The sequence below is a fragment of the Levilactobacillus suantsaiihabitans genome, assembly GCF_004745505.1.
Classification (GTDB): Bacteria; Bacillota; Bacilli; order Lactobacillales; family Lactobacillaceae; genus Levilactobacillus; species Levilactobacillus suantsaiihabitans.
In genome coordinates this window covers 1-15002 of sequence record NZ_RKLX01000033.1, presented here as the reverse complement: position 1 = coordinate 15002, position 15002 = coordinate 1, and the positions used below count along the sequence as shown (strand labels likewise).

The following is a 15002-nucleotide window of genomic DNA, read 5'->3' as shown; positions in this document are numbered from 1 at the left end:
CTCCATTTCCCTCATTAATCGTAAAATTCGTTTTGACCCAACACAGATGCCTGACTTGCGAAGCACCATCGTTATTCGTGGATAACCATAGGCACGATAATTATTTTCCCAAATCAATTCAATTTTTTCTTTGAGCTGATTATCAACACGTTCGTGTTGACTAGGTTGATATCTTTTCCAATGGTAATAGGTGCTGCGCGGTAATTTCAGTGCCGAAAGAATAATTGATAAGCGGTGTCGCAATAACTGATCTTCTATGAAGACAAGGCAATTAATTCGTCCTAATGCTTTCCCAGTAACACCGCCGCAGCTTTTAAAATTTCAAGTTCCTCCTTTAATCGCTGATTTTCCCTTTGAAGTTGTTTGAATTCTTTGGACGTTACTTCAGTACCGTCTTCTAGCTCAACTGATTTAGCGCCTTTAACCCAATTCCGAATTGAATCGGCTGAAGGACCGTATTCCTTGGATAATTCATCGGATCGTCGTCCCGCTTTAACCATCTCCACAATGGACTTTTTTAAGTCCTCTTCATAACGTGTAACCATAAATAAAAATGCTCCTATGATGATATTTTACCAAACTAGCAAAACTAGTCCGGAATCTCATCATAAGAGCATGTATACTTGTGTATAGTAAGTTTGCTGAACTGCAACAAATACAGGAGGAACAAATGTTTTTAGCAATTAGAGAGATTAAAAAAGAAAAACTACGGTACGGCTTGATTCTAACAGTCGTCGTCTTAATCAGTTATTTGATTTTCATTTTAAGTGCCCTGGCGCTCGGGCTGGCAACAGCTAACACCGCTGCGGTGGACAGCTGGCAGTCTAAGTCCTTTGTAATGACCAAAGACGCTAATGGCAATGCCGGACAGTCATTACTGACAACGAAACAGGTGGATCAGTTAAGCGACGACAAAACCGCAACACTTGGCATTACACCAGTTAATATGAAAATTGGCGGAAAACGTGAATCCGCACAATTCGTTGGGATGAATAACGACGAGTACATCGCTAAAAACCTACAATTAACCAAGGGGCACTTGCCAAAGGCAGCTAACGAAGTCGTCCTCGCTGACTCAGTTGATAAGGATATTTACGGTATGGGGGATAAAATTTCGATTGGGTTATCTGATACGAAATATAAAATCGTGGGTTATGCGAAAAATGCCACGTATAACACCGCACCTGTTATTTATGGCGCGTTAGCGCAATGGCGTGTCATTAAGGGCGTGTCAGATCAATTCCAAGGTAGCGTAGTTACTTCAAAAACGTCACAATCGGTCGATGATAAAGCATTAAAGACTTATTCATACCAAGCCTTTATCAATAAATTGCCAGGTTATACACCGCAAAAAGCGACGTTTGGTCTCATGATTGGCTTCCTGATTGTCATTTCATTGATTGTGATTACCATCTTCCTCTACATTCTAACGGTTCAAAAATTGCCTAACTTGGCAGTTTTGCGTGCACAAGGCATTCCAAATCGTTTCTTGGCCCAAAATACGTTATTTGAGACGTTCTTTATTATGGCAACTGGTATCGTCGTTGGTGCTGTACTATCGGCATTAACTGAATTTGGGATTCCAGATAGCGTACCAATGGCATTTGATTGGGGATTGATGGGACTCATTGCGGCCGGATTGATGGTAACCGGGTTACTGGGTGCAATCATTCCGATTCGTGTGATTAGTAAGATTGATCCGGTATCAGTAATTGGAGGTTAAAAAGATGCGTGAAGAAAAACTAGCCCTTGAACACGTGACGAAACAATTTGGTCAGAAAACTAATTTAGTTACGGCACTAGAAGACGTCAGTTTAGCGTTTAAAGCTGGTGAGGTGTCGCTTATCATTGGTCCTTCAGGATCTGGTAAAAGTACCTTGCTAACCATTTTAGGCGGGTTACAGACACCAACAGACGGCTCAGTTCGTTTGAATGGTCACGACATCAGTGATTTGAGTACCAAAGAAGCCGAAAAAACACGACTTGAACAAATCGGTTTCGTCTTACAGGCGTACAATCTCGTGCCATATTTAACCGTAGCAGACCAATTCAAACTTGTTGACCAGGTGAAGCCTAACAATAACCTCAGTCAAGATGGATTTGACAAAATTATTGAAACGCTAGGCATTCAAAAATTATTAAACAAATACCCTGGCGAATTGTCTGGCGGTCAACAACAGCGCGTTGCAATTGCCCGTGCGTTGTATACAGACCCGGCGATCATCCTAGCCGATGAACCTACGGCAGCATTAGATACGGCACGTGTCAAAGAAGTTGGCCAACTTTTTGCTAATATTGCGCATGACGAGGAAAAAGCAGTCGTCATCGTCACGCACGATGATCGTCTGCGAGAGTTTTCTGATAATGTCTACAAAATTGTCGACGGAAAACTATCTAATACGGACTGATTAACACACTTGCTCTTATGCTGATATTCCGGACTAGTTTTTCTCGTTTGGTAAAATATCATCATAAGAGCAATAGATTATTTAGTTATGTTTTTGTCGAGCTTGCATTTTTGCTAGTCCGCTTGTAGCAAGGGTTTCAGCCCAATATAATAACTAAAATTTATAAGGTTACTTTTCAAATGTGTTGATTATCCATTGCAGAGAAAAGAACACAATAAAAATGATAAGAATAGGAAGCAGTCTAGCCAGCCAAATATTGATGTTTGGATATTGTGACAGAGTATGATAGAGCCATTGGGCAATTATAAAAGCGCCCAATCCGCTGACGATTTATTTGATGTTTTTATACATGTTATTTCTCCAATATATTCATACTAATATAGTACCTATAATACCATTAAACAAAAAAACAGCCCCTATTATCTATCCACTAGATAACGGGGGCTGTTTTATAGGGGCGATTAAAAGGCACAAATAACCCCTCAAAAACGTTGTTAAAATAGCCCCCAATATCTACATTATAGATATTGGGGGCTATTTTAATTTATTTTTTTATAAGTGCCCCTAAACTATAGCTATTGATTCAAGATTTCATGGGAGCCAGTTGCAACCAATAACAAAATCAATTCATCATGATCTAGCTGATAAATAACAATCCAGTTGTCATAATTTTTACCATAGTTGCCATATCTGGCAGGGTGAAATTCACGATAGCCACGCCAATTTCCTTTTAATGCATGATCTTTAATCTGTTTCAAAACAAGTACATCTTGTTCAACAATTGCTTCTAAACAAGGCTTCAAGACAGTTATTGGGAAATGTTTTTTGACTAGTTTTTTTAATTCACGTTCAAAAGATTTGGTCTGTTTAATTTGCATCTAACTTATCGATCCAATCTTCAAAGTCAGTCAATGAACCAATGTTTTTGACCTGCCCTGTTTCTGCTTCTTTTTTAGCGGCTAAGGCTTCCGGAGAATCTAAAAAGCTGACTAATCGAACTTCATTATTGGCCGCTTTAACTAACGATAAGCGTATATACTCAGAAACGGTTAGCCCTTGTTTTGCTAGATTAGCTTTAGCCCGTTCACTAATGTCAGGTGTTACACGAGTTGAAATTGTCTTGTTTTTAATAATAGTATTACTCATTCTAATCCGCCTCCTTTAAGTTTACCATCGTACTACATTATAATATTCGATTTTTAGGTTTTCTGCAACTAAATTAATTTTAAAGTAAAGGAACTAACAGCTTATGCAACAAGTTGTCTTACCCATCAAAGATTCAAACGTTCTTAGAAGCTGTCTCAGGAATCAGCTTACATCCACTAGTGCAACACTCAGCGGCATTGAAGTCATCCATGCATTACGCAAGAAAACCCGACGAGAGCTAAGCCTCATCGGGTTTTCAGCCGTGGACGAATTAAAAGCGATGGTGCCAGCATAACCTACAACACCCTATCAACAACTAGGTAAAAGGCACACTCTCAGACTATTTGCACCAGAGCCCTAAGCGGGCCTTTGCTGATTTGATTGCACTAGCTACCGAGACGATCGTCGATGCGACCAGCCTAACCGTCGTCACCAGTGACCCACTCAGTGTCGACCGCCAACAGCGACTCACCCATTTTGAAGCCCGGCCTTTACTCGCGCCGGTAGATTTGTCCAACACCACGTCAATTCCGGTTACAACCATTCAGGCAACGACCCAGGCTAAACTTGCCGAGCTCCCACGAACAACTCAGCGGCTCGTCAACCCAGATCTTTACCCGGTCTACATGACGACCACACTCAGCCAGTTGCAAACTAGTTTGTTGAATAAAATGACGATACTAGCAGATTAACAAACGAACACGCGTAGCAACGACCAAAGCCACTTCTGTACTTAGCGTTCAAATGACCGCTAAGTACAGAAGTGGCTTTAGTTTATATCAAGTAACAGTTAGCTCACTGACCAGTAATTTGATCATGTTCACCCGGGGTCAATATTTTGGTCATCACCGTAATCAAATACGCTTGTTCGCGCTCAATTTCAGTTCCCGGCAATTCCAGTATTAACCGCGCTAGGTAACCGAATAGCTGCGATAACAAACTTTGCAGTATCAAATCATTCGGCCAATCCACAATCAAATGATCTGCTTTTAGTTGATTGATGACACTTCCCATCTGCTTGACCATCTTAGGCGCAATCTGGCTAAGAATCTGTTCGCGTCGTTCGGTGTCAAAAGCTGCCACTTCAAAAATGACCTTTAACTCTTTCACGTTAGCTTTAGCAAATGCAACTCGGTCCGTAAAAATTGCTGTGACGAATGCCTGTAGACTGGGATAACGCTGCCGTAATTTATCCTCTGAAAAATCACTCGCTAAGATTGGCACAATGTGCGCGGTAATTGGTGCTAAGATGGCATCCCGTAAGGCAGCCTTAGTCTTATACCGCCGATAGACCGTCCCCTCCGCAACGCCGGCCCGTTGTGCAATATCACTAGTACTGGTCTGGTCAAAACCCTTTTCAGCAAACAAATCGAGACTTGCCTGGAGGATGGCCCGTTGCTTAGGTGTAATCGTTTCATTCTGACCTAGATCCTGTTGAAAATAATCCCGTATCCGTGGTCGTTCCATATCCTCACACCTTCCGATAACGTTTCATTCCAACAATATTCAACATTGTTAGTACGACCATAAACCCTACTAATATTAACAAATTGACACCAATATCGCCAAGCCCAGCACCCTTTGTCACAACAGCCGTCATCGCATTAGCACCATAGTATAACGGCATGATGTGGGCAATTGCTTGCAACCAACTGGCCATGCCATCGACTGGAACCAACCCAGCAAAAAAGATTTGTGGTACAACAATCAGTGGAATAAACTGAATCATTTGAAATTCTGAGTTAGCAAAGGTGGAAATAAAGATACCCAAGGTCAAAGCCACTAACGCTAATAATAAGTTAGTCAGAAAGACCAGCCAAATACTACCAACTAAGTGAATCTTGAAGACCGTAATTGTAAAAACAACGGTCAGGACAGTCTGAATGATGGCAAAGCCCCCATAACCAATTAGATAGCCCATAATAATTTCACTCCGTCGAATTGGGGTTGCAAGTAGCCGGCTTAGGGTTCCAGTAGTGCGTTCATTCAAAAGTGAAACGCCAGAAATCAAGAACACAAAGAAGAAGACAAAGAAACCGAGAAAGGCTGGAAAAAAGTTTTCAAAGAACGTTGAATCACTACTACTATAAATATAATGAGACTTAGTCGTATAACTGGTTGCTTTAGCTGACTGAGTCGAACTAGACGTCGTGGCTGTGGCCTGCTTGAGTTGCTTTTGTAATTTCTCAGCAGTTGCCTGGTCACCGCGGGCCTGGGCTTGTGCAATGGCAGTCTTCAGCTTGGTCACCGTTGCTTGTGTCTGGGCTGCTGTCAGCTTCTTCAAAGCGGCTTGTTGCGATTCAAGGGCCGCGCGCTGTTTCTTAGTAACGGTCACCAGCGTCTTCATTTTCAACTTGACTAATCCTGATTGTAAACTCGCCTTAATTAAAGACGTGTTGGTTGGATTGCTATTTGAATAAGTAATCGTCAATTGACCATTTTTCTGAGTCAAATAGCCATCTAGATCATGCTGCTTAATCATTTTCCGTGCCTGTGAACTATCATAATGATGAATCGTCACGTTTTTGGTATCGATCACGTTAACCACGGATTGGTCTACATGATGAACACCCAAGCTTGCTACTTGCGTCGTGTTGTTTTGAAATAAGAAATACATCAGCGTCATAATCAGCAATGGTGCCAAAAACATCAGCGCCAAGGTACGCTTATCACGTAACATTTGCTTAAAAACTCGTCTAACGATTGCCATCGTTCGCATCTTGCATCCGCCCCGCTTTCAAAAAGACCTGTTCGATCGTATCTACTGCATACTGTTGTTTCAGTGCCGCGGGTGTCCCCTCAGCAAGCGCAATCCCGTGCCGAATCAACATGAGATAATCACACCGTTCTGCTTCGTCCATGACATGCGTTGTCACGAGCATCGACTTACCGGTATCCTTGATCTTATTTAGTTCGGTCCAAATTTGTTGCCGTAATTCTGGATCAATCCCAACGGTCGGTTCATCTAAAATCAATAATTGGGGATCCTGAATCAGGGCAATTGCCAACGACAAGCGCCGTTTCATCCCACCCGAATAGCCACTGACCCGCTTGTCTAATTGGGACGTTAAATCAACTAATCCGGCTGCATAATCAATCATCTGTGCTAACTTTATTTTTGGAACGCTCATCAATTGCCCAAACAAGGTCAGGTTTTCACGGGCCGTTAGTGTCTCATACAAAGCGTCACTTTGGGCCATATACCCTACTTGTGCCATTACCGCCCTATTGGGCATCACCGTATCCATGACTTTAACAGTGCCACTATCCACAGCTTCCATCCCTAAAATACTCTTGATCAAGGTGGTCTTCCCAGCTCCTGATGGCCCAATCAAGCCATAAATCATTCCAGCCGGCAGTGTCAAATCAATCTGATTGAGCACTTGCTGATGACCAAAGTGCTTGCTGACCTGCTTGGCGATGACATAATCCGTTGCCATTTTAATAACCCTCTTTCTCAAAGCGAGTGTATACTCACTCACTTAATGGCCTTAGTATAATCAGTACATCTCGGTTTGTCAACATTAAAATGAGTTATCACTCACTTATTTTGTTTCCGGCCTATTTGTCACCGCATTGCAAACAAAAATGCGCCACCCCGTTGTTGGGATGTCGCATTTTAATTAAATAGCAGCACTGATATAAGCGTTAGCAATGTTTAAGCCTACCGATTTTTTAATATTATTTTATTCATCAATTTCCGGCGCCGACCCAAGCTCTGCCTGAATCATCCAGATTTTCTTCTCAATTGCGGTTTTGAGACCAATGAAAATATCTTGGGTACTGAAGTCTTTTTCAACATCGGATACTTCAATGCCGTGTTGGTAAAGGTCTTCCAAGTAACGATAGCCATCAACTAAGTGTGCGAGGCGTTCTGGGGTTGTTTTGTCCCATTCACCAGGCCAGTCTTGAATCTTAGTGTTTTCGGCCATTTCTTTTAAGGTCGAGTAAGGACTGCCATCAAGCGCAATCAGCCGTTCAGAAATGACATCGAGTTGGCTGTCAATTTCTTCCATGAACTCATCCATCAAGGGGTGCAACTTCAAAAAGTTGGGTCCACGCATGTACCAATGCGTCTGATGGATAATCATTGACATCTGGCTCAAATCGGCAACGAGTTGATTTAATACTGCTTTGGTTTTCGTATATTTCATTAGATTGATCTCCTTTCGATATGGTCATTATAACATAGTGGTAGCTTAATCTGAAACGTTATAGACTGGCAAATTAAGTTATTTATAGCCCGTAGAATTAAGTCGTTTTGAAAAGATGGAGACGTTATATGGTAGATTGTAAAATTAAATAAATCTACAATTGAATTTTATTTACCTTATGAAGATGTTCAAAACTGCACTAGGCCCTGTCAAGTTGACAAATGAAATAATATAAAGTTTTTGGTCACTTAGATGGCTTCATTCCAGTATTCATCCGGGGTGAGGCCATTTCTTTGTGCTGAGCGATTGTCATGATTAAAATATTCGATTCCTGATTCAACGAGCGTTATTAACTCTTGATAGGTCTTTGCTCGCGGATGACGCGCCATCCAGCGAAGTTTAAATTCATTCCACCAGCGCTCCATCGGGGCGTTATCATATGGTGTTCCTGGACGCGACATACTGCGGGTGATCTCAAATTGATTGATGAAATGATTGAACGCTCTTGAGGTATACGCCGAACCACGATCGGTGTGAATAAGTGATGGGACCTTACCAACTGCAGTAAAGGCACGCTGAAAAACCTGGATCTCAGCGGCACTCGTTTCTGTGGCGCTGAGATTGTATGCCAAGAGTCGGCGACCATATAAATCCAAGACACCACTTAAGCGGACTTTGTACTCACCACTAAGCCCATAAGTTAGTTCAGTTGAATCAGATAACCAAACTTTATTGGGCGCTGTCACTTGAAAGTTTTGCTTTAAAACATTGTCGAGTAAATATTGTTCAGCTTGTTTGGCCCGTTTATGCTTCTTTGGCCGTACTTGACAGCGAATATCAAGTTCACGCATGACCCGGCGAACTTGCTTCAAAGTTACCGGAAAATCAATTAGTTTATCCGCTTGTAAGTTAGTCAGAAGATTTCCAGCACCGATACCTTGGTGGTGAAAATCAAACCAATATTGGGTGCGTGTTTTGAGTTGTTTATTGTGCTTTTCCCATGTTGTTTCCTGTCGTCTAAGCCCTTTATGATAAGCTTGTCGGCTGACGCCGATAACGGTTAAAAGTTTCGTTACGGCACCATGATTACCTTGGCTGACTACCTTGATAGCGTGGTAAGCCAGCCGATGTGGTTTGTTCACCCCCTGCGCTGAAGTTCCTGAAATTTTTTTATGAAGGCCTCGTAGAGTTCCTTATCTGCCAGTTGTGCTTTTAGTTCTCGGATCTGGAGATTAGCCTTATCTAGTTCGGTTAATTCATGATTGGCTTTTCGATGCCCACGGTTATCTACGAGCGCTTCATAGCCGCCACTTTTAGTCTTGATCACCCAAGTACGGACCTGTTGGTAGGAGACTTGAAAGTGATCCGCGGCTTCGGTATACGAGTGTTTAGCTTTAGTCACATATTCAACGATCCTGATGCGTTCTTCAAAAGTTGTTTGCCGACTCATGGTAGGGACCCGCTTTCTAGACGGTCTGGCCGTCAAGGTTTTATCCCTATTATACCTGGAAACCCAGTTGTCGAGTTGTGTTGATGAACGTAAACCAAATTTTGTGGCTAAATCCAGCAGTGACCCTTCACCGGCCAAAAAAGCCTGAACAGCTTTAAGTTTCAATTCGTTGGAATAATGATTATTTGTGTGCGCTTCCGTGAGCCCTGCCAACCCATCACGTTCAAGGCGCGACTGCCAACGCATGAGCGTTTCTCGATGGATACCATGTTGTCTGGTAAAAGTCCCAATTGATAAACCTGATTGCTTGAATTTAGCTAACAGCGCCAACTTTTCCTGAAGCGTGTGTCTAGCTCTAGGCATACAAAAATCCCCCTATGATTAGTCAGATGAATTATAGTATTTCATCTGACAACCATAAAGGGATTATCGCACTCAGCGTTTTTTTAAATCTGTGACCAGACGTCCGCTCCCAAAGTAGGGAAGAGAGGTACGATGCGGCCTAGTTGTTCAGCTGTATATTGAAACTCAATTGCTGGTAATAAAACGTTAATTGCATCGGCAGCATGTTCACTAACTTCAGCTGCTCCTACAAGATGATGGTCTTGATCGTAAATCAAGGTGTTATCACCAATTGTTTCCTTATCAACTTGGCGGAACCATCCGTCAGGAAGATGATTAGTTTTAATGGTGTAATCAGGATTTTGCTGAGCTTCTTCGACGCTCATACCAACCTGTGCGATTTGTGGTGAGGTAAAGACAATGGTTGGGATGGGCGGATAGTTGATTGCGTCAGTAGTCTTTCCTGTGAAAAGTTGGGTTAAATAACTAGATTCAAAGATCGCAGTCGGGGTGAGCTTAGGCTGTTCTTTATCAAGCACATCACCAGAAGCATAGATGTTATCAATGTTAGTTTGAAGATGATCGTTAACTTCGATCCCGTTAGCATTGTAACTAACGCCTACTTCGTCTAATCCGATGTTTTCGATGTTAGGAATTCGTCCGGTAGCATCCAAAATCCAGTCGGTGGTGAGGGTTTCGTGATCGTTATAAGACACGGTAAAATGAGAACCGTCTTCCTCAAAACGATCCACCTGAGCGTTGTAAATGAACTTCACCCCTCGTTTTTCGAGGTCGGCAATGACTTGTTTTACGTAATCTTGATTAAATTTGCGCAACGCCCGATTATGGCGTAAAAGTACAGTGACGTTCGCGCCGGCAGCATTGGCAATCGTGGCAAATTCCATGCCGATATAGCCCGCGCCAATAATTACGATATTTTCAGGAAGCTGTTTGAGGTTCATAAAATCGGTACTGTCATGCGTAAGTTCTGAGCCCATAACATCTAGATGGTGGGGACGTAGCCCCGTTGCAATCACGATTTTGTCAGCGGTGTAGCGCTGTTGATCCACTTCGATGGTGTGAGCATCAACAAATTTTCCACGACCGTGAATAATTTCGATGTCAACAGAGTCGAGTAAACCAGTAATCATGTCCGGCAAGCCGTCGATGACTTCGTGTTCATGTTCTACATTGGCAGTCCAATCCAGCTTTAAGTCACCATTTACAATGCCATCAAGGCGTTCTTGGTGGCGTAAAAGTTGAACCGGGTTGTCCAGCGTAATTTTCGCGTTGCATCCACGGTTTGGACAAGTTCCCCCGATTTTGTCCGCTTCGATAATGGCGACTTTTTTACCACTATTAGCTAGTGGAACCGCCCCGTCGAAGGCACCATGCCCCGCGCCTAAGTACAAAACATCAAATTGATAACTTTCAGTCATTTAATTACCTCCATCCTAAATTTAGGTGAATAAATAATTACCATTGTTGGCACGAGCATAGCAGAGGATAGGTGCGAGTTGCAAGCGATTGCAACTGAAGAGAACAAAAAGCAATCCTTAACTTTAAATAAGGATTGCTAAAAAATATCTTACTAACGTTTTAATGATTTAATCGATAGCATTGAAATACCACCAATCAAGGAAAAAATAAATGAAACAATAAAAATTCCAGAATAACCAAAAAGACTTATGACGGCAGCGGCTAAAACGGGTGCGATAGCTTGTGTAATTGTATTACCTAAGTTGTAAACACCTAAGAAAAATACAACACGATTTTGATCGGGGATAACTTTTAAGTTTAATAAATTATCAAGTGCGTTCCATAAGCCCATTCCTAAACCGGCAGCTAAGGCGTAAAGAATAATACCAGTATTATTTCTTAAGAAGAACAGGGAGAGACCTGCAATTGCTAATAAGATAGTTGAGAGACCTACTGGTAATTTCAGTATTTTAAATTTATTAGATAGTGGCCCAGCGACTAATCCCATCAAAATGCCAAAAATAAGCATAATCATGTTAACAAGTTGGATAGAAGATTGAGTTTGATTACCACGATGAAGAAAGTCGGTCATTATATATAAAATGTATCCTGTAATTGCAAAGTTTCCAACTCCCTGAAACATTTTTCCTATAAGAGCTAGGTAGTAGTCGCGCCAATTTGCCAAGAAGGAAAAATTAACTTTACATTTTTTAAAGAAAACTTTTCTTTCTTTTTAGTTGAGGTTTCATCTAAATTAGAAGGCTCATGGACAATCAAAGTTGCAATTAATACGCCAGCAAATGTGAATATACCAAAGACTATAAATCCTAGTCGAAACTGGCTAAGGAACAAAGCACCGATAACGTTAAATCCGTTATTACCTAAAGCCATGCCTAGACCACCATAAGCAGAAGAAGCAGTCCCCTTTCCATCTTCAGGTGCAAAGGATAATCCAGATTTAAAAAGCCAAGAGCTAAAAAAGCCCAACAAACTTTACAACAATAATCGTAAAAAGCGCCTAGAAATAGGCTTTTTTTCATGTTTCGACGTTTGAGAAACGCATTCTAAGTCCAGTTTTTATTAATAAATGGGTTAATGTCCGCTAAATGAATATATAAACTGCGTCATAACTTAACAGTTGTGGCCTGTTTTTTGATGCTGTATAATTAAAGGGTTAGAACCGTGTCATTACTTAATGACATAAGTAAGGAGAGAAAAAGATGAAATATGGCTATGCGCGGGTCAGTACCACTGATCAAAAATTAGCAAATCAAATTGAGTTACTAAAATTGGCAGGAGCAGAAAAAATCTTTCAGGAAAAGTTTACCGGCACAACTACTGAACGACCGGAGTTTCGAAAACTGTTGCGCGCTCTAAAAACAGGTGATACTTTGATTGTCACTAAGCTGGATCGGTTTGCGCGGAACACGCGCGAGGCCTTAGCCATTATCCAAGAGTTGTTTAAAGAAAATGTCAAAGTCAACATTTTGAATATGGGCTTAATTGACAATACGCCGACTGGCCAATTAGTCTTTACAATATTTAGCGCCTTTGCGCAGTTTGAACGCGATATGATTGTCACGCGCACACAAGAAGGTAAATTGTATGCCAAGCAACATGATCCGTTGTTTCGGGAAGGGCGACCGAAAACGTATTCTGATGAACAAATCAGATTTGCTTATGAGCTGCGAAAACAAGGCATGACCTACAAGATGATTGAACGAAAGACGGGGATTAGTAAACGCACGCAGCAGCGACGGTTTAAGTTAATTGAGAAACCAAGTGATACTTCTAAAATCTAAAACAGGTGAAAGATCATGAAAAAGGATATTTGGTAGATTGTGTATGTCCTAAATGGACACAAGCAACGCTCCTAAGCAAAGCCTGTATGTACTGATTTCAGAAAAGCCCTCTATTCCGCGTAATAGAGGACTTTTTTGTGTGCATTCTGCTTAATTTAAACGGACAAGTATACATCTAAAAGGTGAACGTGTTGTCTGAGAGCGCGTAATTATTTACTTTTTTCTTTGTTAGCATCGCTGGATTCCAAAGCCTGCATTTGAGTCGTAAGCGTATTTTGTTCAGGTTAAATTAAAATTGCAAGTTACTTATTACAAGTTACAAGTTACTTGTAATCTGTATCTGGGTGACTCTTTTTATAGCTTCGAAGCCCACGCTTTATTATGTCATCTAAAATCTCAACCATTTTTGTATTTTCTTCGAAGGCAATTTTTCGAATATCATTGTAAAATGATTCTCTAACTCGTAATGGTTTTGTTTTTTCTTTTCGTTTAAAAGGAGAGTCGCCATCTTTTAATTGACTCTCTGCATCAATCTGATCTAAAAGACTTTTCTTTTCCGGCATATTCTACTCCTCCAACAGATTAATTCGTGATAGAGCTTCATCTAATACTACTTGATACATATATAAAGCCCTTTTGTCCCACATATCCTCATCTTTAATTCCACTTTTTCCGAAACGTTTAACACGTTCTCTTTGAAATACGTTCCCATGAAATAGGGCTTTTCCAAAGGCTTGATTAGCGGCTTTCAACACTTCATGATCGACAGGTCCGTCTTTTTTAACCAGATAGGCAATAATGCCAAGCAAATCAAATGATTTGTCATAGTCTTTTCTAAGCCCTTGAAGATAGCTTACAAATTTTAAAGAACTTGAGTAAGATTGCTCTTGAGTCTGCATAACCATAATTACGTAATCTGAGGCTAAAACGGCATTATTTGTATATGCTGATAGCGTTGGCGGAACGTCTATTAAAATATAATCATAATCATTTCTAATTTTTGTTAGCAAAGTTTTTAAAAATAGTGGTCGGTCACTTTTCTTATAATCTTCAAGCATATCAGGAAGCAAAGATAAGCTCCAATCACTAGGCATCAGATCAAGGTAATCTGTGACGTGTGCAATGGACTCAGATAAATCCAGATTCTTAATACCATCAGTTAAACTTTTGGAATTTTTTTGTTTGAATACAGGAAATGTTTTTTCTATAATTTCACTAGCATTTCCTTGTGGATCAAAATCAATTAATAAGGTTTTTCTATGGGCTTTATTTAATAGATAAGAAAAGGTTACACAAGTTGTTGTTTTTCCAACTCCACCTTTAAAGTTTCCTATCGTGATCGATGTGGTCATACAGGATCCTCCAGACTTGAACTTATTAGTTCATAGTCATTGTAATGCAACGAGCATAGCAATTCAACGTAAATATAAAGATACAAATTACAAGTATCAAATTACATGAAACTTGTTACAAATTACTTTTGTTATTTTTGCAATTTTTGTTTATAAACAAGCTGAATAGTGGTATGGTTAATTCATAAAATAGAACATAAAAAAACACCCACCGACGGGAATCGGTGAGCGCCACACATAAAAGTCATATTGTTTAACGACTATTATAACATGGCCGGTGCGATTTTTAAAGCCCTAGGGGACAAGCTGGGGTCTAAATCCAAGGGGACACGTTTGCCAGGGCGACTTCAATAAGTCTGGCTATACCACAACAAGGTCATCTGTACGGCTGGGTGGTGAATGGTGAGCGCGACCATTAACGGCGCGGGTGGTAAAATGAAGCTTCGGCTTGGTGCCATTGATTAGTTGGTGATCGAACAAAAATAAATACGTATCATCAACGCCTACTAGGGCGTTTTTTAGTAGGCTAAACCGAAAACGTAGGTTTATAATGAGTGGTGGTAGCAATACCGCAATTGTACAGACAAGCGACGGGCGTTAACGACCGACGAACTAAGGGGAAACTTTTAGTAGTAGAATTGTACTCTGGTTCAGTTATTCCAAATAGCTGATTCCAGGGAACAATTCTGCGCTCAAAACGTCACTCCCTCTAAACTGAATGGAAAACCGTAACCCGTCAAGACAAATTCCAAAGAAAAAAAGAAAGTTGGTGGAATTGTTGGAATGTAAGGATTACATTGTTCCATTGAATCCAGATGTGATCGTTAAGAAGACAATCTATCGGAGTTCTGCAAGAATTACTGATCGAC

The 15002-nt window shown here is 40.9% G+C and carries 17 protein-coding genes and 2 pseudogenes; 5 read left to right on the top strand and 14 right to left on the bottom strand.

The window, feature by feature from the left end:
- A pseudogene (locus EGT51_RS12325) lies at nucleotides 1–545 on the bottom strand (IS3 family transposase); the annotation flags it as partial.
- Nucleotides 546–670: 125 nt separating this feature from the next.
- On the opposite strand from EGT51_RS12325, the gene EGT51_RS12320 reads away from it, so the two are divergent.
- Nucleotides 671–1723, top strand: a complete 1053-nt coding sequence (locus tag EGT51_RS12320) for an ABC transporter permease (RefSeq protein WP_046811107.1) — start codon at nucleotides 671–673, stop codon at nucleotides 1721–1723.
- A 4-nt stretch (nucleotides 1724–1727) separates the two neighbouring features.
- Complete coding sequence (locus tag EGT51_RS12315; RefSeq protein ID WP_046811108.1) at nucleotides 1728–2408, top strand: ABC transporter ATP-binding protein; 681 nt, start codon at nucleotides 1728–1730, stop codon at nucleotides 2406–2408.
- Between the two features lie 575 nt (nucleotides 2409–2983).
- Here EGT51_RS12315 and EGT51_RS12310 read toward each other — a convergent pair.
- The gene (locus EGT51_RS12310; RefSeq protein ID WP_005917927.1) at nucleotides 2984–3286 is read right to left on the bottom strand and encodes a type II toxin-antitoxin system YafQ family toxin; all 303 of its coding nucleotides are present in this window, start codon (nucleotides 3284–3286) and stop codon (nucleotides 2984–2986) included.
- Nucleotides 3276–3554 carry a plasmid mobilization protein gene (locus EGT51_RS12305; protein ID WP_003625288.1) on the bottom strand — a complete coding sequence of 93 codons (279 nt, stop codon included), beginning with the start codon at nucleotides 3552–3554 and terminating at the stop codon, nucleotides 3276–3278. Before EGT51_RS12305 ends, EGT51_RS12310 begins: the two co-directional genes overlap by 11 nt.
- A 175-nt stretch (nucleotides 3555–3729) precedes the next feature.
- Between EGT51_RS12305 and EGT51_RS12300 the strand changes: the two are divergent.
- Nucleotides 3730–3849, top strand: a pseudogene (locus EGT51_RS12300) (IS6 family transposase); the annotation flags it as partial.
- Nucleotides 3850–3898: 49 nt separating this feature from the next.
- Nucleotides 3899–4246, top strand: a complete 348-nt coding sequence (locus tag EGT51_RS12295) for a hypothetical protein (RefSeq protein WP_057707481.1) — start codon at nucleotides 3899–3901, stop codon at nucleotides 4244–4246.
- 103 nt (nucleotides 4247–4349) lie between these two features.
- On the opposite strand, the gene EGT51_RS12290 is transcribed toward EGT51_RS12295, so the two are convergent.
- The 9 genes from EGT51_RS12290 to EGT51_RS12250 all read right to left on the bottom strand — a co-directional run bounded on the left by EGT51_RS12290 (nucleotide 4350) and on the right by EGT51_RS12250 (nucleotide 11870).
- Nucleotides 4350–5021 (bottom strand): TetR/AcrR family transcriptional regulator, encoded by a 672-nt coding sequence (locus tag EGT51_RS12290; RefSeq protein ID WP_125547619.1) that lies wholly within the window; start codon nucleotides 5019–5021, stop codon nucleotides 4350–4352.
- Nucleotides 5022–5025: 4 nt separating this feature from the next.
- Entirely contained in the window at nucleotides 5026–6273 is a 1248-nt protein-coding gene (locus EGT51_RS12285) for an ABC transporter permease (RefSeq protein ID WP_010620835.1), read from the bottom strand.
- Nucleotides 6251–6994 (bottom strand): ABC transporter ATP-binding protein, encoded by a 744-nt coding sequence (locus tag EGT51_RS12280; protein ID WP_003587212.1) that lies wholly within the window; start codon nucleotides 6992–6994, stop codon nucleotides 6251–6253. Before EGT51_RS12280 ends, EGT51_RS12285 begins: the two co-directional genes overlap by 23 nt.
- A gap of 246 nt (nucleotides 6995–7240) precedes the next feature.
- Nucleotides 7241–7708 (bottom strand): Dps family protein, encoded by a 468-nt coding sequence (locus EGT51_RS12275; RefSeq protein WP_003587210.1) that lies wholly within the window; start codon nucleotides 7706–7708, stop codon nucleotides 7241–7243.
- 248 nt (nucleotides 7709–7956) lie between these two features.
- Nucleotides 7957–8850, bottom strand: a complete 894-nt coding sequence (locus EGT51_RS12270; protein WP_112234114.1) for an IS3 family transposase — start codon at nucleotides 8848–8850, stop codon at nucleotides 7957–7959.
- Nucleotides 8847–9521, bottom strand: a complete 675-nt coding sequence (locus EGT51_RS12265) for a helix-turn-helix domain-containing protein (RefSeq protein ID WP_125547621.1) — start codon at nucleotides 9519–9521, stop codon at nucleotides 8847–8849. The genes EGT51_RS12270 and EGT51_RS12265 overlap by 4 nt, the downstream gene beginning before the upstream one ends.
- A gap of 83 nt (nucleotides 9522–9604) precedes the next feature.
- Nucleotides 9605–10939, bottom strand: coding sequence for a dihydrolipoyl dehydrogenase family protein (locus EGT51_RS12260; RefSeq protein ID WP_002831210.1), 1335 nt, complete (start codon nucleotides 10937–10939; stop codon nucleotides 9605–9607).
- Nucleotides 10940–11091: 152 nt separating this feature from the next.
- Nucleotides 11092–11664 (bottom strand): MFS transporter, encoded by a 573-nt coding sequence (locus EGT51_RS12255; RefSeq protein ID WP_225428748.1) that lies wholly within the window; start codon nucleotides 11662–11664, stop codon nucleotides 11092–11094.
- The gene (locus EGT51_RS12250; protein WP_010013316.1) at nucleotides 11637–11870 is read right to left on the bottom strand and encodes a hypothetical protein; all 234 of its coding nucleotides are present in this window, start codon (nucleotides 11868–11870) and stop codon (nucleotides 11637–11639) included. Before EGT51_RS12250 ends, EGT51_RS12255 begins: the two co-directional genes overlap by 28 nt.
- Nucleotides 11871–12199: 329 nt before the next feature.
- Here EGT51_RS12250 and EGT51_RS12245 point away from each other — a divergent pair, with 329 nt between their 5' ends.
- Nucleotides 12200–12781, top strand: a complete 582-nt coding sequence (locus EGT51_RS12245) for a recombinase family protein (RefSeq protein ID WP_125577931.1) — start codon at nucleotides 12200–12202, stop codon at nucleotides 12779–12781.
- A 323-nt stretch (nucleotides 12782–13104) separates the two neighbouring features.
- Here EGT51_RS12245 and EGT51_RS12240 read toward each other — a convergent pair whose 3' ends face one another.
- Nucleotides 13105–13344 carry a hypothetical protein gene (locus tag EGT51_RS12240; RefSeq protein ID WP_011669001.1) on the bottom strand — a complete coding sequence of 80 codons (240 nt, stop codon included), beginning with the start codon at nucleotides 13342–13344 and terminating at the stop codon, nucleotides 13105–13107.
- Between the two features lie 3 nt (nucleotides 13345–13347).
- Nucleotides 13348–14133 carry a ParA family protein gene (locus EGT51_RS12235; RefSeq protein ID WP_011669002.1) on the bottom strand — a complete coding sequence of 262 codons (786 nt, stop codon included), beginning with the start codon at nucleotides 14131–14133 and terminating at the stop codon, nucleotides 13348–13350.
- Between the last annotated feature and the right edge of the window lie 869 nt (nucleotides 14134–15002).